The organism is Flavobacterium sp. UW10123, from assembly GCF_040538975.1.
GTDB lineage: Bacteria > Bacteroidota > Bacteroidia > Flavobacteriales > Flavobacteriaceae > Flavobacterium.
Genome location: NZ_JBEWQE010000029.1, coordinates 1 through 21,961, shown reverse-complemented (window position 1 = coordinate 21,961; position 21,961 = coordinate 1). Strand labels below are relative to the sequence as shown.

Below are 21,961 nucleotides of genomic sequence, written 5' to 3'. Positions count from 1 at the left end.
TTTGATTCTCAAGAAGAACTAAAAGAGGAATTGCTGCAATATTTATACTATTACAATCATGAAAGACCGCATCAGGGAATTGATGGAAAAAGCCAATCGAAATGATAAATCCGTTACCGAAATAAGTAACTTTTACAGAAATGACAAAAATGCGCAAACTAACTTTAGAGTATATCTATCAATCTTCAATCAAAGAAATTTCAAAAACCGTTTTTCCATTTTCGCTTTTATGCGAAATATAACCGCCGTGCGCTTCAATAATATTTTTGGATAAAGTCAAACCAATTCCTGCGCCTTCAGTTCTGGTGGTGAAAAACGGAAGAAATATTTTGTCTTCAATTTCTTTTTCAATTCCTTTTCCGCTGTCCGAAACCTTAATAAAAATGCGGTTATTTTTGGCTTCCGCCGAAATCGAAATTTGTTTCTGATTGCTGTTTTCCAGAGCATTAATCGAATTCGTCAATAAATTGATCAACACTTGTTCTAATTGCTGAGAATCTACATTTATCAAATAATTTTGAGTGACACCATTAATCACCTCGATTTTATTTTTCCTAAACAACGGATTCATAACTTCGATACAGTTTTCGACCAAATACAGCAATTCTGCTTTTTCTTTTTTTGGCGAAGGAAGCATTGCCAATTTTCGATATCCCTCAACAAATTTCTGCAAATGATCGCTTCGTCTCAACATCGTTTGTACGCTGTTTTTGATGTCTTCTAAATCTTCTGAAGAAAGCGAATCTTGTTCTACCAAATCTTCCAGATTCTGACAGATTGAACGAATTGGCGTTATGGAATTAAGCAATTCATGCGAAATCACTTTCATGAGATTGATCCATGCATCTTTTTCCTTTTTCTCCACCACATTCTGAATCGAATCTAGCAAAACGATAAAATAATCTTGTCCAAAGATTTCGGTTCGTGAAGCCTGCAAAACAAACGTTTGTTTGCTTTGTTCGTTTATGCTAAGCTCAATTGAAGTTTTAATTTCATGAAAATCATCTTCTTCGATAATTTCACACAAAGACGGCAGCTGATTTCTAAGATATTTCCATTTAGAAACTTTCGGAACATTAAAATTGCTCGAAAAATAATCATTCATTAAAAAAATACTCCAATCGCTTTCCTGCCTCTGCAAAATAATAACACCCGATTCTATATTATTTAAAATCGAACGGTAAATAATATCTCTCGTAACCTGTTCATTTTGTTTGCTTTTCAGCGTTTCGTACAAAGTAAACAGCTCATTATAGGTGCTATTGAATTTATGCTTAGAAAAATCGGAGCTAAAATCATCCTGAAGTATCGAAGAAATGGTTTTATTGTAAATTAAAACCATATTTCTAACATAAAAATACATTTCTCTACCCAACAGAAAAACCATGCAGAGACCAAAAATACCTGTAAAAAGCAAACCAATTTTAAAAAAATACAGCGATAATTCTATACCAATAACGATAAAAATCAATCGCAGAAAAAGGAGTTTGTAAGTTTGTAAAGTCCTTAACATAATTAATCGATATTGATATTAAATTTCTCCAAACGTCTATACAGCGCGCCTCTTGACAAACCCAGTTCTTCAGCAGTTTTACTGATATTGTTATTGTTTTTAAGAAGTGCTTTTTCAACCGTGGCCTTTTCAACCGAAGAAAGCTGAATATCATCTGAGTTTTCCTCGTAAGGCGTTATCGTTTCCAAATCCAAATCAGAAACTGTGATGGTATTATTTTCGCAAAGAATTACGGCACGTTCAATCTTATTCTCCATTTCACGGATGTTTCCGTTCCAAGCGTGTTTTTCAATCTGTTCTAAGACTTTTTTATCAAAAGTGATTTCGTCACGGCTATATTTTTCTATCATTTTATCCAAAAGATATTCAGCAAGCGGGATCTTATCTTCATGTCGTTCTCTTAACGGAGGCAAAACAATTTCCATCGTATTGATGCGATAATACAAATCTTCACGGAAGTTTTTTTCGGCAACTTCCAGTTTTAAATTCAAATTAGTTGCCGTAATAATGCGAACATTCAAAGGTCTTGCTTTCGTTTCTCCTAATCTTGTTACAGTTTTGGTCTGAATAACCTGCAAAAGTTTCGATTGCAAGTGAAGCGGTATATTCCCTATTTCATCTAAGAAAATAGTTCCGTTCTGTGCCATTTCAAAACGTCCAGCCGTATCAGTTTTGGCATCAGTAAAAGCGCCTTTAGCATAACCAAACAATTCGCTTTCAAAAATGTTCGAATTTAAAGAACCCAAATCAACTGCAATAAATGGCTGATTTTTTCTTTCGGATTGTGTATGAATATGATGTGCGAGAACAAATTTCCCTGTTCCGTTTTCGCCCAAAATCAAAACATTCGCATCTGTTTTGGCAACTTTATCAGCTAACGAATAAGCCTTTTTTATAATTTCAGAACTTCCGACAAAGAATTCTTCTTTTATTTCAACGTCTTTATTTTTCTTCTGTTCTTTTCGGGCTTTATCTACAGCTTGTTTTACCGATTCTAAAAGCTTTTTATTTTCCCATGGTTTTAGGATATAATCAAAAGCACCCGATTTTAAACCTTCAACTGCTGTTTCCACTTTTCCAAAAGCAGTCATTAAGATTACGACAGTTTTTGGCGAAAGCGTTTTTATTTCTTTCAATAAATACAAACCTTCTCTCCCATCTTCAAATCCCAATCTATAATTCATGTCCAATAAAACAACATCAATGGCATTTTTTGCCAATAATTCGACAATATTTTTCGGATTATTGAGTGTATAAATGTTTTCAAAATACTTTTTCAGATAGACTTTTGATGCAAAAAGAATGTCTTCTTGATCGTCGATGATTAAAATAGATGCGTTGGTCTTTTTCATTATTGTTCAGTTTTGGACGAAAGATGTCCATTAATGGACAGTTTAATTTTTTATTAAAAAATAATCACCTAAAAACAAGGGTTTTACAATGTTTAATTTACTGGCACGAAAATCACATTAGAACTTGTAAATCATTAATAATTAACAGCTTTCGGAAGTAAAAATAACAAAATAAATAGCGATTACACATTGTAAATATTTTAAAACCTAAAAATAAAACAACTAAAACCATTATCTTTTATGACCACCAATCATTCAACAATTCAATCTAACTGGTTCTCAAAATTTTATTTAAGTTTCCTCGCAATCGTAGGCGGAATAAACGCTTTACTTTTTGTGATATTACCAATTCTACCATATAATCTCACAAAATTTATAAATGCAGCTGGAATGTTGAGTTTATTGGCGGCAATTTTATTTTCGTTTATCTTTTCATTTTACTGGAATTATAAAGAGAAAAACAATAACATAAACTGCGAAAAATACAAAACTCTGCTTATTGTATTATTACGATTTTGGATTGCTTTTCACGTTTGCATTTTTGGTTTTGAAAAGATTATAGACGTTAATTTTTCTTTTTCTTACCATATAAATGATTCTTTGGCAAGCACGCTAACAGGCCAAGAACTAACTTGGAAATATTATGGCTATTCTTATGGACTTTCTATAATAGTTGCCCTATTACAAATTGCGGGAGGTATCGCATTACTATTCAGACGATCTATTTTACTCGGATTAGTATTGCTTATGCCGGTAATGTTTAATATTTTACTGATTAATCTATTTTACAATATTGGTCCTATTACCTGTTTTACCTCAATAATAATTATGCTAGGTTTAGCTTATTTGTTATGGCAGTATAAAGAAAACATAATTGCTTTATTCAATCATTCTTCAAAAGCTTATTCTATAATAAAAAATAAAGCATTGCGTATTGCTGCAAGAGCCTTTTGCATCATAATACCATGTTTGTTTGTACTTTATTACAGCCATAAAGTTCAGCTTTCTAAAAGATATTTTGGAAAATGGAAAGTTGAAAGCATATCGCGCAATGGCAAAATTATTCCTGACACTGCATGGAAAAAAGATAGTTCTGCATGGAAAACTATTTATATTGAAGAAAGAGAAAAGATGTTTTTTTGCCCAAATCCAAATATGTATGTCGACAGTGCCTCTATTTATATGAAATATCGATTTGATGATGCAAAAAATACCTTTAAAGTGATTTCGTATGAAAGAAACTTGCAAAATCCTGATACAATTTCTGTCCAAATTAATAATTTCGACAGCAATTCTATGCAGTGGAATATGGTATTGTATAAAGACACAATCAAAATGCAATTAAAAAAAATCAAATAATCAATCAATCAAAAATCAAAACAGTCAAATTATGATTACCATTACAAAACTTTCAAAAGTATTTAGAACTGAGGAATTAGAAACTAAAGCATTAAGCGAAATTTCGTTAACCATCAATCAAGGCGATTTCGTTTCTATTATGGGACCGTCCGGAAGCGGAAAATCGACTTTATTGAACATCATCGGACTTCTGGATAGCGCTTCAAGCGGAAGCTACCAACTTCTTGATCAGGAAATGGTGGGTTTGAAGGAAAAACAAAAATCGCAAGCCAGAAAAGAAAACATCGGATTCATTTTTCAAAATTTCAATTTAATTGATGAATTATCGGTTTTTGATAACATCGAATTGCCTTTAATTTACAGCAATGTTCCTTCTGCCGAAAGAAAATCAAGAGTAAACGAAATGGCAAAAATTTTAGGAATTGCTCATAGATTGAAACATTTTCCGCAGCAGCTTTCTGGCGGACAGCAGCAACGTGTAGCTGTGGCAAGAGCTTTAATCAATAATCCGAAAATTATTTTAGCCGATGAGCCAACAGGAAACTTGGACAGCCGAAACGGAAATGAAGTAATGGAATTATTAACCGATCTTCATGCCAGCGGATCAACAATTCTGATGGTAACGCACTCCGATTATGACGCTTCTTTTTCACAAAAAACCATTTTCATGAAAGATGGTGTAATCCTTTCTGAAAAAGTGAATCATAGAAATGTGGATGTTTTGGTAAATTCTAATTACTAAAGTCATGTTGAAGAATTGGACAAACATATTTGTTTATCATATAAAGAACAACAAATTCTTTACGGCTCTAAATATATTGGGCTTGAGTATTGGAATTGCAGGTTTAATTTTTGCGATTCTATACTGGAACGACGAACATTCTTACGATCAATGGAATCCTGAGAAAGATAAAATTTTCATTGCAATGAATGATTTTGGCGGTGGAAATATCTGGACAACAAATTCTCCAATTCCAGGTAGAATGCTTAATGCAACTACTTCATATTTGGATAAATACTGTTATTTCAGAGTAAACTATACTACAGAAACTATTCAGTATAACGGAAAAATCGAATTGGTTGATAAAATCTTTTCTGCCGAAAGGAGCTTCTTTTCTTTCTTCCCATTTGAATTTATTCAAGGCAATGCCAAAACAGCTTTTAGCGACATAAACAGTATGGTGCTTTCTAAAGAAACTGCTGCACGCATTTTTAAGAATGAAAACCCAATGGGCAAACAAGTAAAATATGCCGATCGCATTTTTGTTGTTCGCGGTATTTTTAAAACGTCTGAAAAATCATCAGTAATGCCTTCTGTAATTACCCCTGTTATCGAAGAAGAATTAGAAAAAAATAAAGATAACTGGGGTTTTAGTTACGGATTAATGTTAAAACTAAAAAAGCCAAGCGACACTACAGCAGTTATTCAAAATTTAAATAAAATATTCCTTGAAGACAACTACAAAAAACAGGCAAAAGCTGAAGGTTTATCGCTAGAACAGTTTATTAAACAATATGGCGAACCTATAAAATCAAGACTTCTTCCGTTAACAAAAGCAAGGCTTCGTCAAGGAAATTATGCATTTCCTGAACAGAATGCCAATTTGCAATTTCTAAAAATCGTAATGGGTTTATCTATCTTAATTTTAATACTTTCGATTGTAAACTACATCAATATGGCTACTGCAAATGCCGTAAGACGTGCTAAAGAAGTTGGAGTTCGTAAAATTGTAGGCGCTTCAAAAGCGCAAATTATTGCTCAATTTGTTTTTGAAACCACACTCATCACTTTGTTTTCTGTTTTACTGGCAATGGTAATCGTTGAGCTTTCGCTTCCGTTTTATAATGCTTTTTTAAATAAAAACTTAACGCTAATTGGAACTCAATTTTACTTTCAGCTTATTTTAATTTTCTTTTTTGTCATTATCGTTTCAGGAGTTTTTCCAGCTGTTTATATTTCGAATTTTGAAGCGCTAAAAGTCTTAAAAGGCAATTTTTCGAGAAGTAAAAACGGTGTCTGGATTCGTAACGGAATGCTTGTTTTACAATTTTCTATTGCTACTCTTTTTATCATCGGATCTTTTATTGTTCATAAACAGGTAAATTACATGATTGCCAAAGATTTAGGTTTTAATGGTGCGCAAGTTATGGACATTGCTTTTAGACCTGTAAAAGATAAAATCCAGTATGAAAGATATAAAACTATAAAACAGGAACTTTCAAAAATTAAAGGTGTTGAAGCTGTTTCTGCTGGAGTTTTTTCCATTGGAAGCAATCTCAATTCTTGGCAAGGACTTCATTATAAATCTAATAAAGAAGTTATTACACAGCAATTGGGACTTGACTTTGGCCAATTAGATTTACTAGGAGTTAAAATAGTTAAAGGAAGAGATTTAAGCAGCAAACTGGCAACAGATAGTATTACAAGTGCATTATTGAATGAAACAGCTGCAAAAACTCTTATGGTAAAAGATCCAATAAACAAAGAAATTACTTTTGGCGGTCAAAAATATAAGGTTGTCGGTATCGTTAAAGATTTTCATTATATCGGAATGGAATATAGTGTGGCGCCTATGATTTTCTTTCACCTTAAATCTGTTTCCTGGATGGAAAATGATTTGCAGTTTATTACTGTTAAAATATCACCTGACGGAATGCCAGAAACGATTGCTTCAATTGAAAAATTCTGGAAATCTAAGGTCGATCAGGAATACCCTTTTGAATATGGCTTTGTAGATAAAAACTTTGCAAGAACTTATAAAAAATATCAAGATCAGAGAAACTTGTTTGCTTTACTGAATGTTGTGGTAATATTAATTGCTGTCTTCGGATTATTTGCTTTGGCTTCTTTTTCTATGGAAAGAAGATTGCGCGAAATAGCGATTAGAAAAACACTCGGTGCGGAAACCAATATTTTGCTAAAAGAATTGTCTAAACAGTATGTCCTTTTCTGCGTAATTGGTTTCTTAATCGGAATTGTTCCTGCCTATTTATTAATGCAGAAATGGCTAGAAAACTTTGCTTCTCGAATCGATATTCCGTTTCTGCCTTTTCTAGTTGCTTTTGTTTCACTGTTATTTTTAACACTGACGATTGTTTTAGCAAAAGCCTATCAGGTTACCAAAGTAGATGTTTTACGCTATTTAAAATATGAGTAATTAGTTTGATTTTTTATTTCACGCAGATATAATATGATTTAAGCAGATACTTTTTAATTTAAAAACAATCTGCCAGAATCTTTAAAATCTGCGTGAAACTAACCCCGAAGTATAAAAACATACATAAAATGTTAAGAAACTGGATCAATATATTTATCTATCAAATAAAACACAGTAAACTTTTTACTGCACTCAATATTCTCGGATTATCAATAGGCATTTCAGGCTTAATTTTCGCGCTTCTGTATTGGAACGACGAACATAATTATAATGCTTGGAACCCAGAGAAAGACAACGTTTATCAGGTATTAGCTCAATTAAGCGATATGCCTGTAACTGCAAATAACCCTGTGCGTTTAAAACCTCATTTAGAAAATGATCCCAACGTAGAAGCTGTTGTTTATGCAGATGAATGGTATCAAAAAGATAAAGTGGTTTACAATGGACAAAAGGAATTTGTAGACAAAATCATAAATGCCGAAAAAGATTTCTTTTCTCTTTTTCCTTTTGAATTTATATATGGAAATGCCAAATCGTCTATAAAAGATGAAAACAGTATTGCCATTTCAGAGAAACTTGCAGAGCGATTTTTTGGAAATAAAAATCCGATAGGCAAGCAAATCAAATGTTTGGATTCTACGTTTACAATCTCAGGCGTTTATCGCATTCCTGGAAACTCATCGATCGCACCAAACATAGTGATAAACCGCATGAAAGACTTGGCAGATCCTGCTAAAAATCCGGGTCTTTTTGTTCTAAAAGTATTAGTAAAACTGAAAGATCCATCAAAAGTAGAGTCGACCCGAAAAATGCTTGATCAAGTATTTTATGACGAGGTTATTGTAAGAACTGCCAAACAAGCGGGTTTTACACCTGCAGAAATGGTCAAGAAAATGGGAAGTTTTAAGGTTTTGATGGAACCACTTTCATCTGCCAGATTGCATTCTGTAACTGATGGTTATCCTGAAGGCAGAGGAAATTATCAGTTTTTGGTAATTATGGCATGCTTGTCAGTTTTAATTCTTATTCTGTCCATTGTCAACTATATCAATTTGGCAACGGCAAATTCGATTAAAAGAGCTAAGGAAGTTGGAGTTCGCAAAGTATTGGGCGCTTCCAAAAACCAGATTGTTTGGCAATTCATTTTTGAAACCGTTTTGATGACTGCTTTTTCGGTTTTATTAGCGTTAATGATTGTAGAAATTGCACTTCCTTATTACAATTCTTTTTTAGAAAAAAATCTAAGAATAGTCGAAAGTCAGTTTTATCTTCAATTAATACTAGTTTTCATTATAACCATTGTTTTTGCTGGAATATTTCCTGCTTTATATGTTGCTAATTTTGAGACTTTAAAAGTTTTAAGGGGTAATTATGACCGAAGCAAAAGTGGCGTCTGGTTTAGAAACGGAATGCTAATTCTTCAGTTTTCAATTGCGTCCTTTTTCATTATTGGTTCTGTAATTGTCTATCAGCAAATTAAATATTTAAACAACAAAGATCTTGGTTTTAAAGGCGATCAAGTTATGGCAATTTCGTTAAATCTTCCGTCTTCCTATTATCAAGGAGAAAATGTTGGAAAGAATATTTTTGAAAGATATAACACTATAAAACAAGAACTTTCAAAAATTAAGGGCGTTGAAAATGTTTCAACCGGTCTTCTTTCTTTTGACGGAGCCGACGATTCACAATGGCCAATTTGGTATCAAGATGTGCTTTTCAAACAAAAAGCAATCGGACTTGATTATGACATGTTAAATCTGCTTAATATAAAAGTAATAAAAGGGAGAAATCTTAGTCCAAATATAGCTTCAGACACTATAAATTCTGTTTTAGTTAATGAAAAATCATTGAGTTTAATGCAGATAAAAGACCCTATTGGTAAAGAGATCAAAATTGGAAATCAGAAAATGACCATTATTGGTGTAGTAAAAGATTTTAATCTTTTAAGTCCAGAAGTCGATGTTCCGCCAATTACTTTTTATCATATAAAATCTCTGGATATGGCCAACGAAATGAATCGCATTTACGTAAAATTAAAAGCAGATCATATTCAAAGCTCTATTGCCGAAATTGAGAAATTCTGGAAAACAAAAGTTGATACCGAATATTCGTTTCAATACGATTTTGCAGACAAAGAATACGCGAGAACTTATGAATCTTATGTCAAGCAAAAGAATCTATTTTCGTTGCTAAACATTGTTGTAATACTTATTGCTTTGTTCGGATTATTTGCTTTGGCTTCCTATTCAATTCAGCGTAGAATGAAAGAAATTGCCATTCGAAAAACACTTGGCGCAGATACCAATGTTCTGTTAAAAGAATTGTCAAAACAATATGTTTTGTATTGCATAATTGGTTTTCTAATCGCGATTTTACCTGCTTATATTTTGCTGCAAAAATGGCTTAACAATTTTGCTTTTAGAATAGAAATTCCTGTTTTGCCTTTCCTAATTTCTTTTGTTTTTTTATTGGCGCTTACTTTAATTATTGTTTTGGCAAAAGCGTATCAGGCAACAAAAGCAGATGTTTTAAAATATTTGAAATACGAATAAGTTAGTTTTAAGTTTTTGCAAAAAGCTGTGCAAGTCTGAGCCCTTGCACAGCTTTTTTTCATGAAATTATATTCCGTTAGGAATATCTCGTTGTAGAAAAAAAATAATTGCGTATTTGCAAAGTGTCCTGTAAGGACACCTGTTTTGCGGAATACATATTGTGAAGATAATCGAACGTTCCTACGAAACGTATTCTGTGAATCCATTAAAAAAATCTACCAATCAGACATTCCTCCGGAATGAATAGGAACGGAATTAATTCTGTTCCTATTTAATTTTATATTACTAATTGGGGCTTTCTTTTTCAAGACAAATTAAGCGTAAAAACGTTTCAAAATTTTCTTTGCATTATCTGAAGCAACAATCAGTCCACCGCTCATCATGATAATGTCTTTGAGAACCAAACGGCCTCCAACGGAAAGATATGGAAAACCAAATTCTGGTGTTGGAAAGTCTCCGCCCAAATTAGGAACGTAAACTTCTGGTGTTGTTATTAAAAATGATAAGGTTACAAATGCCATTCCGAATGTTAGAAGTCCGCCAACAAAGCCCATTTTAGGAAACCAAATTCCTAGAAGAACCAATAAACCTATAGTGACAATAACAGTTCCTAATCCGTAAGAGAAAATGTAAGTTCCATTGGCTTCATGCCATTTAATGTTTTTTTCAACAGTTTTACCTTCAAGATTTTTGTAAAGCGTATAGGCTTTTACTGTTTTTCCTTCATCATTAACAGCTTGTTTATTAGCATCTTTATAAAAGAAACTCATAAACGGACTATTAGCAACAAGCGGAACAATTCCATCTGCTTCATATTTAAAGGCTTTTAATCCGCCAATCCAAGCCATTACAACAAATATGGCAATTCTTAAAAAGTGAATAAAGTTACTTTGTCCACCAGCAATAAATCTTATAAATTTTTCCATTTTGATTATGTTTTTAATACACATCAAAATTACTTTAGAGCTATCTGGATAAAAATGGACGTAAAGGAGTTTTCATGGACTATTTTGCCACAATAGAAATACCGACTTCCTTTCTGAATTCTTTAGGCGAAATGCCGACACTTTTCTTGAAATAACGGCTGAAATAAAATTCATCTTCAAAATTAAGATCGTCTGCTATTTCTTTTATCGTTTTGGTAGTTAGATGCAGCAATTTCTTAGCTTCCAAAACAATGCGATCTTGAATAAGCTGAGAAGGCGATTTTCCGAAATGCTTTTTGATTCTTTTACTGAATGTATTCACACTCAATTTGTACTTTGAAGCATAAAAAGCAACTTCTTTTGCTTCTAAAAAATGAGAATCTAACAAATGCTGAAACTTCAAAATGTCAGCATTTCCAATAGATTCCTGAATCTGCGGTGACATTTTCAGCTGTTTTTCTTTGCTGCTTAAAGCCAAAATAACTTGCAAATACGATTTTAGAATTGAGTTATCATAATCGAGTTCTGAGTCTTCTACCCTTTTCATTCTTTCGATAATACTTGTGATTTCTTCGTAAATAAAATCGGAAACCGTTACAAAAGGTTCGCTATAAATATCATTGAATAAAATTCCGTTACAGGCCACTTCTTTTTTATGATATTCAATGCAGTAAAAATCTCCATGAAAGCAGAGAATATTTATGAAAGGTGCAGTCGAACTTTTCCACTGCAATAACTGATACGGCGTTAAAAACAAAAGACATTTCCCTTTGCATTCGTAATCGGTTAAATCAACAGAAAAAATCGCTTCTCCATCAAACATTAAAATGTTGTAATACGGTTCGTTGATTGCCTTTTCAAGAAAAAAAGGTTGTTTCAGTTCTATTTTCATATTACTAATAGTGTCTTTTAGAAAAAACCTAAAATCTAAAGGGTTTTAGCTTTTTTTATTCTTTTTTAGTAAATCCTTTTCTGGTCATTTCTCCCCAACCTTTGGTTCCCATAATTTTTTCTTTATAGCCAACTAAAGCCGCATAAACCGTAAGCGGATGAAAGTAAAACGGTTCGATAAAAGCAGCCATTAAAAGCTTAAAAAAATCGGCTTGTTTTGGATATTTATGATAGGTTTTTTCTTCGCTGTATAAAGCAATCACAGAAAACAAAACTGCAAACGAATATACAAAAAACAATAGCAAGAAGAAAAAATGCCAGTTTAGAAGACCAAATATTATAAAAATAGCGGTAATGACTAAACCAATAAATTCTATTGCAGGTGCTAGAAATTCAAACAAAGTCCAATATGGCACACTAAGCATTCCTAGCAATTTATATTTTGGATTAAGGAACATTCTGCGATGAATGCTTAACGTTTCTATTGTTCCTCTCATCCAGCGGGAGCGCTGTTTTTTGAATATTTTGAAATCTTCAGGCGCTTCGGTCCAACAAAGCGGGTCTGGAATGTAACTTACCGAATAAGGCAGTTTATTATCCAACATATAACGGCGCATTCTCACAATAAGTTCCATATCTTCTCCGACCGTTTTGGTGCTGTAACCGCCAGAAAGTATGGCTATTTCTTTATCAAAAGCTCCAAAGGCACCGCTTATCAGCAATAATCCATCGAGTTTTCCCCACGCCATTCTTCCTAAAAGAAAAGCTCTTAAGTATTCTAAAACCTGAATTCTAGACAGCATCACATCTGGAACATTCACTTCAACCAAGCGTCCGTTTTTAATGATGCATTGGTTTGCAACTCGCACTACACCTCCAGTTGCAATAATGCGTTTACCGTACGATTCTAAAAATGGTTTTGCGAGTTTTAAAAGCGAATCTTTGTCTAAGATACAATCGACATCAATACAAACTACATACGGATTTTGGGCAATATTAAGTCCGACATTTAAGGCATCGGCTTTACCTCCATTTTCTTTATCGACAACAATTAGTTTTTTGAAAGCTGCATTTCTAGAAGTGTAAATTCCTCTGATTTTTTTTGTTTCAATTTTTGGATGAAATTCCAAATCGGTCAAAACCAAATCGTAGGTTTTGGTTAAGATTTCCATCGAATTATCTTTGCTTCCGTCGTTAACCACAATTACCTGATAATTGTTGTAATTCAGCGAAAGCAACGATTTTACATTTTCTTCGATCGTAAGACCTTCATTATAAGCAGGTGCAATTAGTGAAAGTTGTGGAGCAAAATCACTGGTTAACAATACATCATAATCGACAAAACTGTTTCGCTTAAGATATTTTCTAAGCTCTTTTGTAGAAAGATAGGCCAATATTAAATAAGAAGACATGATTAGTATAGCGTAACCAAGAATAAGGAGTATATATACATCCAAAAACCACGTTATTTCTGTATTAAAAAAAGTCATTTTCTTATAATATTATGCTGTTAAGGTCTGTAAAATACTCTGCGCTTCGTATTTAATTATAGTATTTGAAGTATTGTCTGCCAAATGAACAACATAAGGAAGCTTTTGCGATAATTTAAGTTCTTTTATCAGTTTTAAACCAAGTGCAATTACTGTCGTATTTTGCGATTCTAATAAATGTTCAATTCCTACTGTATCTCCAACATCATGCTTTTTGAAAGCGCCAATAATATTCAGTTGCATCCAATCGTCAATAGGATCTGAATGTTCTACTAAATACTTTATGCTTTCGGTTCCTTCAAGTTTAATTGCTGCATTTATTGCCACAATTTTTAAAGTCTTTTTTCTGGCTTTAGAATAAACAATAATCTGATCAAATGCTTCTCTAATATTAAATTCTGACAATTCGGTAATTCCTTTACACTTTACCTCCCATTTTAGGCTTTTAAGCTTTTTAAATGAATCTTTTATCAATCCAGAATCTTTATAAAACTGCTCTAATTTTTGAGCATAAACACCCTCATAATTTTTATGCAGATTAATAAGAGAATCTGTCAAAACTTCTCTAAAGAAAGAAGTATCAAAAAGAACTAGAAAGTTTTTGTCTTTTTTTACTTCGGTAAAAGGAATTTCTTCAAAAACGACATCTGACATTATTTTGTCTATCACTTCACTGTATTCTTTGCTAAGACGTTCTCTTTTTATTTTACTATTTCTGCTGGCAACAATAATAAGATATAGAATAAGTGAGGCCGATACGAACAGATAAATGGAGAAAGTAAGAAAAGGTACTTCCCACTGGCCATTTTTATATAGTTCCCAGAATTCTGTCATCTTAAAAACGTTTTGTTACAATTAGCTGTACATTAAACTTATTTCTGTATTCACTAGGAATATATTCCTCATATTCATAAAGAAAGATAGGACGTACAAAAAACGAATCTCCAAAACGATGCTGATATTGAAGTCCGACACGATAGGCTTTTAATGGCTCTGTAAAATTATTGTAGAGATACAGGTACGGAACATTTCCGTATTGCAACTCCAGTCTTATAAGGCGTTCCTTTTCTTCATTAACACGCTGAACGCTTAAAACATGAGAAAACAGCTCGTTCGAAATATCGTAATAAGGTCTATATGCAAAACTATAAATTCCGGCATTATAGGCTAATTGTCCTGTAAGCAGTGTAATATCATCTGTATCAAAATGCATGAATCTTCCTCCAAGCGAAAAATCAAAATGTTTCTGTGGCTTAAAATAATATTCTAAACCTGCTTTAGCTACAGGAAAAATGGTTTCTCCTGTTGATACTCCAGCATTTGCGTACAAGTAGCTTTTGTTCGAAAAGGTCTGATAAAAATCGGTTTCAAAAAGCATTTGAGTTTCGCTGCCGATATTTCCAATATTTGCTCTTCCTACGATTGCCGATTTGCTGAATTTATGTGAATACTCAACATATCCGTAATGAAATGGCTGCTGTCCTGGATCTGAAGTCGAAATATTTAGGTAAGAAGCTGAAACTGTATTTTTTGCTTTACGTCCAATAAGCGTGCGTATTCCACTAAAGGCTTGCGTGCTATTATCGATATAAGATGCTTTATCTATTAAATCTAATGCTTCCTGATCGCGGTTTAATTTTTCCAGACAAGTTGCTTTAATCTTCAAAATCTCAACCGATTTTGAATCGATGGCAAGATATTTATCACAATACAAAATACATTTTTCGTAATCTTCTGTCCAGAAATAAACATTTATAAGCGCTTGCAAAGCCTCAGGATTCGGATTGTTTCTGTCTGCCATTGGAGACAAAATCTTTATAGCCGTTTTATAATCCTTTTTCCAGCTGTAAATTCGTCCCGCAAAAGTCTGCACATCTTCATTTTCCAGATATTTGGCGCGCAGAGGTTCTATTATCGACAATGCTTTATCATAATTTTCTTTTTCAGCCTCGCGTCTTGCGTTTGCCAGAGTTTCATCTATATTAATTTCTTGTCCAATTGCAATAGAGGAAATAAAAAGCAGGAAAATAGAATAATATATAAACTTCATCAGATTCGGGTTTTTAGTAATTTATTAATTCTCACTAAAAGTACGGCCGGACTTACTGGTTTAGCAATAAATTCGTTTGCTCCAATATCAAAAGAGTCAAGCTCAGTCTGCTCAACTCCAGAAGAAGTCAGTATAATGACAGGAATATCCGATTTAAGGTTCTCTCGAACGTGTTGGGTAATTTCCATTCCGCTAACGCCCGGCATGTTTATATCGGTCAAGATTAAATCATAGTTTTCTTTTTCGATCGCTTCTAGCGCCTCTTTTCCATCAGAAAACTGGTCAACACTAAATCCTTTAGATTCTAAGAAAAAAGATAACGATTTGCGTAGGATATCATTATCTTCGGCTACAATAATTCTCATTTTTTATTTTTTTATCTGGGGGATATTCAAAATTATACCATCATAACTATAAAGCTACTGTATATTTCGCTTATATCATAGCTCTTTTAAAATTTTAACGACTTCTTCTATTCCGCAGCTGAAAATATTTACTTTATCTAATGTTTCAGCAGTAAATTCGCCAGATGACGCTTCTTCTTCGATAATCGACAAACAATTGCTCAAATCCTGCAACATAAAAATGTCCATGCTTGATTTCATATTATGTGCCAGTTTCTTTACGTTGTCGTAATCACTATTCTTAAATGCTTCTTCTAACTGAGCCGACTGAACAGGGATTTTTTCAATAAAAAGACCTATCATATCTTTCATAAATTCAGGATCGCCGCCAGACATTTCATCCAAAAAAGACATATCAATAATTCTCTTATGATGCGTATCTCTATCTGGAGTCATTACTGTCTTTATCGCTTTTAAAAGAACAGCCTGTTTAAAAGGCTTAGGAACATAAGCGTCCATACCTGATTTATAACAGCGTTCCTGCTCTCCGACCAAAGAATGCGCTGTCATGGCAATAATTGGAATATTGGAGTTCATTTCATTTCGAATATATTCTGTCGTTTGATATCCATCTTTAACAGGCATTTGTAAGTCCATCAACACCAAATCATATTGGTTTTGAGATAAAAGTTCTATGCCTTCTTCTCCATTATTTGCGATATCCAAATCAAAGCCAAAATTATTAATTACGCTTTTTGCGAGTTTTTGGTTTAAAATATTGTCTTCGCAAAGCAGAATTTTAAGACTTCCTAAATCATTCTTAGAAACTGTTTTTACATTATTTTCTACAATATCAGCTTTTCTGTAAGAAAGTAAAAAGTAAAATTCGGAACCGCGGTTTGGTGTACTTTTTACATGCACTTCTCCTTTTTGCAGTTCTACCAATTGTTTTACAATATTCAGTCCAAGTCCAGTTCCTCCGTAGGTTCTAGTAGTGCTTTCTTCTCCTTGCGTAAATCTCTCAAAAATGGTTTCCAATTTATTTTTTGGTATCCCAATTCCAGTATCTTTTACTGAGAATTTAAGCGAATAATGATCTTCTGTTTCGTCTATTTTTTTAACCGAAACTGTAACTTCTCCTTCATTGGTAAATTTTAGCGAATTGCCAATAAGATTCACCAATATCTGATTTAGTCTTCCTTGATCCCCAATAACCATATCGGGCATTTCTGCATCAAGAAAAAGATCAAATTCGACATCTTTCTGCACTTTTACTTTGAGTAAATTATAAACATGTTTTAGTGTTTTCTTTAAATTAAACGGCTCGGCTTCGATTGTCAAATTTCCAGATTCCATTTTAGACAAATCCAAAATGTCATTTACAATTAGAAGTAAATTTTCGCCAGCAACCTGAACACTTTCAATATAATCCCGTTGAGTATCGTCTAATTCTGTCTGTGCAAGCAAGTCAGTAAAACCGATAACAGCATTTAAAGGTGTTCTTATTTCATGGCTCATATTGGCCAAAAAACTATCTCTAGCCAAAACCGCACGCTCTGCAATTTTTCTCTGAGCATACAATTGGTTGTTTTTTGTGCTTAATTCTAACTGTGCTATAACATGCTTGGCTATAATCGAAAGTGCATTACGCTGATTATCATTTAATTCCTTAACCACATGATCTACCGCACACAAAGTACCAATATTATAACCATCAGGGGTTGTAAGCGGAACTCCTGCATAAAACCTAACGTTAAATCCACCAGTTACATTAGGATCATCCTTGAAGATTTCGTTTACATGCGTATCATTGATTTCTACAATTTTGGTATCCAAAATAGTATAATTGCAAAAAGAGATTTCTCGAGGAACTTCAGTCACTCCCACTCCAATTTCAGATTTAAACCATTGTCTATCTTCATCAATAAAAGAAATATGGGCAATTGGAACACCGCAGATATAAGCGACAAGCTTTGTGGCATCATCAAAAGCATCATCAGGAAGTGTGTCAAGTATATTATAACGTTTTAAAGCGGCTAAACGTTGTAGTTCGTTTTCTGGGATGGGGTAATCTTTATTCATTTCTTTGGCGTGGTAAAGTGTATAAAGGTAAAGCAAATTTGCATAAAAGCCTTTTTAAAACAGAGGGTTTATTACAAAATTATACCTGAGGAGACTTAAGTATAACGGTTTGGATTACCTATCCTATTCTAATTCAATTTCTCGCAACATTCTTAATAACAAACTTGCCTTACAATTTAAGAATACGGTTTAATTCAAGTATTGTCATCCCCTCCGAAAGCACTTTCGGTGCTTTTACTAATTTCTCAGCTAAAAATGCGGTTGTGATTGGAGTGAGGTTTTTAAAAAGCCCAATTGCATTGAAGAATTTTATGACTTTGACTGAAATCTTTTCGCCTAAACGATCTGTATTTTCTCGAATTAAAGGTCCTGGTCTGAAAATGATATATTGAGGAAAATTAAGTCCTTGTAGATAGTCTTCAAGTTTTCCTTTCATCATAGAATAATATACGCTACTTTTAGCTGAAGCTCCGTACGAAGAAACTAAAACCAAAGAATTGACATTGTTTTGTTTGGCAGCGGCTGCGAAATCGGCAGGAATATCATAATCGATTTTCCATTGTTTTTCTTTTGAACCTGCATCTTTTAAAGTCGTTCCGAGGCAAGAAAAAAGAACGTCTCCATCAATTAAATTCTGAAACGAATTGACATTCGAAAAATTAACAACATGCTCGGTCAATTTTGGATGTGATTTTCCTGTTGGACGCCTCACAAAAATTGAAACTGCTTTATAATCAATGCTTTCTAAAAGCAGATTAACTAGCTCTTTTCCTGTTGCGCCTGTAGCTCCAATTACCAATGCTTTCATAATGTTCGGAATTTTGTTTCGTAAATATAATGATCTTTTTATTGAAAAAAATGTCTATCGATATGTCGCTCCTCTGGAGCTTTTTTTCTCGTTATTTTATTTGCTATAAATATTATGCTTCTCCGAAGCATTTTGTTGCACAAAAAAAGGCCGTCACCAAAGTGACAGCCTCATTAATTACAGTATTTAAATCTTATCTTTTAATAAATTTCTGAGTATACTTTGCTTTATCAGTTTCAATATTGATAATATAAAAACCTTTGGCAAAATTGCTTACATCGATTTGATTGTTGTTTAATTGAGTGTTAATCGTTCTTCCATTAACATCATAAATTACAACATCAGTAACTTCATCTTCAGTACTAATATTCAGATAATCTGAAACTGGATTTGGATAAATTGACAATTGCACTTTCGTGAATTCGTCTCTTCCTAAAACGGCTGTGTCAACCAAGATCGATTTTTCTACAATTTTTCCATTAGAATTAAAACTGATAACAACTGTTGCTTTCCCACCTATTTTTGGTGTTAAAATCAGTTCTTCATTGGTATTAATTTCTGCTGAAACAATATTCTCGTCACTATTTGATTTTATCGTTTTTACAATAGCTGCCGACAAATTATCTTCATCTGAAACTACTGTTTTCAAATCAATAATCGTAGGACTTCCCGTTGAAATTTCCGAAGGCAAAATTGCATTTACAACTGGCGCTGCATTATCTGGAAATACCGTCATGGCTGGAAACCAGTAATAATCATTTAAAACTTTGGTATCAATTAATTTTCCTGTATTATCAAAAATATGAATCCAGTTTTTTTGATAATGTGCACCAAAACCGCTTTCTGTTGTGTTTACAATAATCTGATCTGAAACAGGATCAATTCTCAATGCTGCCCCATAAGGAATTTGTTTAAAAGTTCCTGTTTGCCCTGGAAGTGTCGCAAAGCTTTCATTGAATGTTTTGGTTGCCACATCAAACTTTATAATTAGAACACCCGACGTAAATGCGTTTACAGAATTCATCCAATACAAAGCATTTTCTTTGTTGCTATATGTAAAACTACCTGCGTTCCAAGCGCCCCAAGAACCTAAATATTGAGTGGTTGGTATGGCATATTCGACAGTAGCAAAAGTTAAAGGATCAATATTAATTAGCTTCTTATTTTGAATTCCCCAAATGCTTCCATCTTTAGATTGCGTAACTGAATGAAACGCTCCAGTTATGGTTTTTACGACAGTATTAGTTTTAGGATCAATAACCAAAATCCCACCATTTTGTTTTACAGCAAATACATATTGAGAAGTGCGAATCATGTTTCCAATCTGACCCGCATATTGGCTTCCGCCTCCTGTTCCTGCAATGAGAGTTCCTACTTTCATATTGGCAATATCAAAAGTAAAAACTCCGTTTGAAGCGCCTATATATCCCATTTTTTCATCCACTCCAACAAAAGAACGCCCATCTCCTCCTCCAATATTATCAAATTCTGCAAGGGTTTTCATTGTCGAAGCATCAGCTACAACCAATCTTCCGCCTGGCGTATATTGCGTATCGCCTCCGTCTTTAGCTTGTTTAGAAACAAAATAAAATTTATCCCCATAAATAGTTCCGTATTGCGTTGTAGCTCCAAAAGCTCTATTTTCATTTAAATCGCTATACACTCTATAATTAATTTTCCCGTCATTGCTGACAAAATTTACAGATCCATTTGTGTGGCCAAACCATTCTTCGTTTACCATGAAATAACCTTTTGTAAAATCTATTGTATTCGCGTAAGGTGTTACAGGAGTAAATACTGCAATTGGTTCTTCTGCAAACGAAACATTAAAATTCCAGACATCCCAAGAGCCGTTTTGTAAAACTCGACTCGATGCTCCTAATCCAGAATAATCAAAACCATTATTAGCGTCATCTCTTACCCAATACGACCAATATCCATTAACTGTCCAACCAGATTGCCAGTGATCTGATGCATCAATTGGCGTATATTCGTCAAAATCATAAACTGCTGTATTTACAATACCGTTTACAGGATAATAAGGATATGTTACGTTTCCGCTTTTGTACAATCCAATTGTGTTGGCTCCATCCAAATCGAAACCGAAACCCCCAATTGCAGTTCCAAATTGTGTTCCTTGCAATAAAAGAGTGTAAAAACGAGGATCGGCTTTTGCAATGGCTTTCATCATGTCTTCGCCAGTTGCATTTCCGTCCCATTTAAATCCCCAGATTAAGGCGTCTGTATTTTTTCCGTCGTTCCATTGTACGGCAAATGCTGCTTTATTGGCACCTGTACCAACCCAAAACTGAATATCATCAAAAGTTGTTACAGTAGCATTTTTTGCTTGTAATTGCTTTTGTGTGACTGTTTTTAATTTAATGTCATTTCTAGGAATACCCTGAACTTTTATTTGGGCATTGGTTAGAAATGCAAAAAATAGCATTATTACTATAAAGTAGTTTTTCTTCATAATGTATTGATTTTAAAATGTTGTTTTAGTTAAGATGTAAATCGTAAGCACCTGAAACTTCTGTAGAAACTTCTCCAAGCCAGCCCGCTTCCTGATTAATTGCGGTGTATATTTTTACGAAGTCTATTCCGGGAAGCTTTACATATTTTCCGTTTTTATCGACTGCCCAAGAAATATCAATGTTAGAAGCTTCATCATTATTTGGCGCATTATCGGCATAACCAAATTCAAATGATTTGCCAACCCAATATGAACCTTCGCCACTTTGGTCATAGAAATTATCTGCCATTTTTGTTCCTTTCAAAGTATAAGAAGCATCGGCAATCCAAAGCGGGTAATAGCTTTGATCATGAAATACATTTTGTGATTTATAACCTGAATTTCCTGCATTATCCTGCCATTTAATGTATTCCGTATTTACCTGCCAAAATTCTGTTCCTGCAACTGGAGATTTGTTTGAATCTGGTTTGAAATAGGTAATCGAATAGTTCTTTATAGTCGTGTTTTTAAAATATTCGCTTCCAGCAATCTCATACCATTCGTCTTCATCTGGTTTTCCGTTTTTATTTCTGTCGTAAGCGACCATTATAATTCCTGGTTCACAAGATCCAGCACGCGCTTCGTTGGCTTCATTTCCCCAAAAGGCATTTCCTAAAACCTTAAAATCTCGTCCGTTCATATTTGGAATGGTGTGATCAAAACCAAAAACCACATAACCGCCAAAACCGCCTAAAGAAATCATGGTTGTATTTGAACCGACAATTGCTTTTTTAGCTACAGAAATCATATTGGCTTCTGTATTTCCTGCGGTATATTGCGGAATTTCGTTTGTAAACTGTCCAACTGCGGGACGAAAATCAAATACATTAGATATAAAAAGAAAAGTAACCGTTGGCTATCAGCCTGAACAAATGGTTATTCATAACGGAAAATTGTATGTCGCGAATTCTGGCGGTTACAGAG

Annotated in this window: 17 protein-coding genes and 1 pseudogene; 6 read left to right on the top strand and 12 right to left on the bottom strand. The window is 33.6% G+C overall.

Annotated elements, in window-relative coordinates; genetic code table 11:
• The coding region (locus ABXT06_RS22515) for an IS3 family transposase (protein WP_354592730.1) at positions 1-105 on the top strand (105 nt) is incomplete at its 5' end.
• Positions 106-178: 73 nt separating this feature from the next.
• On the opposite strand, the gene ABXT06_RS22510 is transcribed toward ABXT06_RS22515, so the two are convergent.
• The gene (locus tag ABXT06_RS22510; RefSeq protein WP_354592729.1) at positions 179-1,513 is read right to left on the bottom strand and encodes a sensor histidine kinase; all 1,335 of its coding nucleotides are present in this window, start codon (positions 1,511-1,513) and stop codon (positions 179-181) included.
• Between the two features lie 2 nt (positions 1,514-1,515).
• The gene (locus ABXT06_RS22505) at positions 1,516-2,865 is read right to left on the bottom strand and encodes a sigma-54-dependent transcriptional regulator (RefSeq protein ID WP_354592728.1); all 1,350 of its coding nucleotides are present in this window, start codon (positions 2,863-2,865) and stop codon (positions 1,516-1,518) included.
• A gap of 240 nt (positions 2,866-3,105) precedes the next feature.
• On the opposite strand from ABXT06_RS22505, the gene ABXT06_RS22500 reads away from it, so the two are divergent.
• The 4 genes from ABXT06_RS22500 to ABXT06_RS22485 all read left to right on the top strand — a co-directional run bounded on the left by ABXT06_RS22500 (position 3,106) and on the right by ABXT06_RS22485 (position 9,934).
• Complete coding sequence (locus tag ABXT06_RS22500; protein ID WP_354592727.1) at positions 3,106-4,224, top strand: ABC transporter ATP-binding protein; 1,119 nt, start codon at positions 3,106-3,108, stop codon at positions 4,222-4,224.
• 31 nt (positions 4,225-4,255) lie between these two features.
• Positions 4,256-4,966 carry an ABC transporter ATP-binding protein gene (locus ABXT06_RS22495; RefSeq protein WP_129746783.1) on the top strand — a complete coding sequence of 237 codons (711 nt, stop codon included), beginning with the start codon at positions 4,256-4,258 and terminating at the stop codon, positions 4,964-4,966.
• Between the two features lie 4 nt (positions 4,967-4,970).
• Entirely contained in the window at positions 4,971-7,382 is a 2,412-nt protein-coding gene (locus ABXT06_RS22490) for an ABC transporter permease (RefSeq protein ID WP_354592726.1), read from the top strand.
• 128 nt (positions 7,383-7,510) lie between these two features.
• Entirely contained in the window at positions 7,511-9,934 is a 2,424-nt protein-coding gene (locus ABXT06_RS22485) for an ABC transporter permease (protein WP_354592725.1), read from the top strand.
• Positions 9,935-10,248: 314 nt separating this feature from the next.
• Here the strand turns inward: ABXT06_RS22485 and ABXT06_RS22480 are convergent, their stop codons facing one another.
• The 10 genes from ABXT06_RS22480 to ABXT06_RS22435 form a co-directional block, all read right to left on the bottom strand.
• Positions 10,249-10,860: a DUF417 family protein gene (locus ABXT06_RS22480; protein ID WP_354592724.1), complete on the bottom strand. Its 612-nt coding sequence runs from the start codon at positions 10,858-10,860 to the stop codon at positions 10,249-10,251.
• A gap of 79 nt (positions 10,861-10,939) precedes the next feature.
• Positions 10,940-11,752, bottom strand: coding sequence for a helix-turn-helix domain-containing protein (locus tag ABXT06_RS22475; RefSeq protein ID WP_354592723.1), 813 nt, complete (start codon positions 11,750-11,752; stop codon positions 10,940-10,942).
• Positions 11,753-11,807: 55 nt separating this feature from the next.
• On the bottom strand, positions 11,808-13,241 hold the full coding sequence (locus tag ABXT06_RS22470; RefSeq protein ID WP_354592722.1) for a glycosyltransferase family 2 protein: 1,434 nt from the start codon (positions 13,239-13,241) through the stop codon (positions 11,808-11,810).
• A 12-nt stretch (positions 13,242-13,253) separates the two neighbouring features.
• A complete protein-coding gene (locus ABXT06_RS22465; RefSeq protein WP_354592721.1) occupies positions 13,254-14,075 on the bottom strand; it encodes a hypothetical protein in 822 nt (273 codons plus the stop codon).
• Between the two features lies 1 nt (position 14,076).
• Positions 14,077-15,291 (bottom strand): YaiO family outer membrane beta-barrel protein, encoded by a 1,215-nt coding sequence (locus tag ABXT06_RS22460; RefSeq protein WP_354592720.1) that lies wholly within the window; start codon positions 15,289-15,291, stop codon positions 14,077-14,079.
• Positions 15,291-15,656 carry a response regulator transcription factor gene (locus ABXT06_RS22455; protein ID WP_177209840.1) on the bottom strand — a complete coding sequence of 122 codons (366 nt, stop codon included), beginning with the start codon at positions 15,654-15,656 and terminating at the stop codon, positions 15,291-15,293. Before ABXT06_RS22455 ends, ABXT06_RS22460 begins: the two co-directional genes overlap by 1 nt.
• Positions 15,657-15,731: 75 nt before the next feature.
• Complete coding sequence (locus ABXT06_RS22450; protein ID WP_354592719.1) at positions 15,732-17,717, bottom strand: GAF domain-containing hybrid sensor histidine kinase/response regulator; 1,986 nt, start codon at positions 17,715-17,717, stop codon at positions 15,732-15,734.
• Positions 17,718-17,886: 169 nt separating this feature from the next.
• The gene (locus ABXT06_RS22445; protein ID WP_354592718.1) at positions 17,887-18,525 is read right to left on the bottom strand and encodes an NAD(P)H-binding protein; all 639 of its coding nucleotides are present in this window, start codon (positions 18,523-18,525) and stop codon (positions 17,887-17,889) included.
• 193 nt (positions 18,526-18,718) lie between these two features.
• On the bottom strand, positions 18,719-20,998 hold the full coding sequence (locus ABXT06_RS22440; protein ID WP_354592717.1) for a T9SS type A sorting domain-containing protein: 2,280 nt from the start codon (positions 20,996-20,998) through the stop codon (positions 18,719-18,721).
• Between the two features lie 25 nt (positions 20,999-21,023).
• Complete coding sequence (locus tag ABXT06_RS22435; RefSeq protein ID WP_354592716.1) at positions 21,024-21,740, bottom strand: PKD domain-containing protein; 717 nt, start codon at positions 21,738-21,740, stop codon at positions 21,024-21,026.
• Between ABXT06_RS22435 and ABXT06_RS22430 the strand changes: the two are divergent.
• Positions 21,739-21,961 (top strand): annotated as a pseudogene (locus ABXT06_RS22430) (hypothetical protein); the annotation flags it as partial. The gene ABXT06_RS22435 and the pseudogene ABXT06_RS22430 overlap by 2 nt on opposite strands.

Excerpts from the sequence above, each read along its gene's own strand:
- ABXT06_RS22510 (WP_354592729.1), bottom strand. The coding sequence starts at position 1,513 with ATGTTAAGGACTTTACAAACTTACAAACTCCTTTTTCTGCGATTGATT.
- ABXT06_RS22505 (WP_354592728.1), bottom strand. The coding sequence starts at position 2,865 with ATGAAAAAGACCAACGCATCTATTTTAATCATCGACGATCAAGAAGAC.
- ABXT06_RS22500 (WP_354592727.1), top strand. The coding sequence starts at position 3,106 with ATGACCACCAATCATTCAACAATTCAATCTAACTGGTTCTCAAAATTT.
- ABXT06_RS22495 (WP_129746783.1), top strand. The coding sequence starts at position 4,256 with ATGATTACCATTACAAAACTTTCAAAAGTATTTAGAACTGAGGAATTA.
- ABXT06_RS22490 (WP_354592726.1), top strand. The coding sequence starts at position 4,971 with ATGTTGAAGAATTGGACAAACATATTTGTTTATCATATAAAGAACAAC.
- ABXT06_RS22485 (WP_354592725.1), top strand. The coding sequence starts at position 7,511 with ATGTTAAGAAACTGGATCAATATATTTATCTATCAAATAAAACACAGT.
- ABXT06_RS22480 (WP_354592724.1), bottom strand. The coding sequence starts at position 10,860 with ATGGAAAAATTTATAAGATTTATTGCTGGTGGACAAAGTAACTTTATT.
- ABXT06_RS22475 (WP_354592723.1), bottom strand. The coding sequence starts at position 11,752 with ATGAAAATAGAACTGAAACAACCTTTTTTTCTTGAAAAGGCAATCAAC.
- ABXT06_RS22470 (WP_354592722.1), bottom strand. The coding sequence starts at position 13,241 with ATGACTTTTTTTAATACAGAAATAACGTGGTTTTTGGATGTATATATA.
- ABXT06_RS22465 (WP_354592721.1), bottom strand. The coding sequence starts at position 14,075 with ATGACAGAATTCTGGGAACTATATAAAAATGGCCAGTGGGAAGTACCT.
- ABXT06_RS22460 (WP_354592720.1), bottom strand. The coding sequence starts at position 15,291 with ATGAAGTTTATATATTATTCTATTTTCCTGCTTTTTATTTCCTCTATT.
- ABXT06_RS22455 (WP_177209840.1), bottom strand. The coding sequence starts at position 15,656 with ATGAGAATTATTGTAGCCGAAGATAATGATATCCTACGCAAATCGTTA.
- ABXT06_RS22450 (WP_354592719.1), bottom strand. The coding sequence starts at position 17,717 with ATGAATAAAGATTACCCCATCCCAGAAAACGAACTACAACGTTTAGCC.
- ABXT06_RS22445 (WP_354592718.1), bottom strand. The coding sequence starts at position 18,525 with ATGAAAGCATTGGTAATTGGAGCTACAGGCGCAACAGGAAAAGAGCTA.
- ABXT06_RS22440 (WP_354592717.1), bottom strand. The coding sequence starts at position 20,998 with ATGAAGAAAAACTACTTTATAGTAATAATGCTATTTTTTGCATTTCTA.
- ABXT06_RS22435 (WP_354592716.1), bottom strand. The coding sequence starts at position 21,740 with ATGATTTCTTTAGGCGGTTTTGGCGGTTATGTGGTTTTTGGTTTTGAT.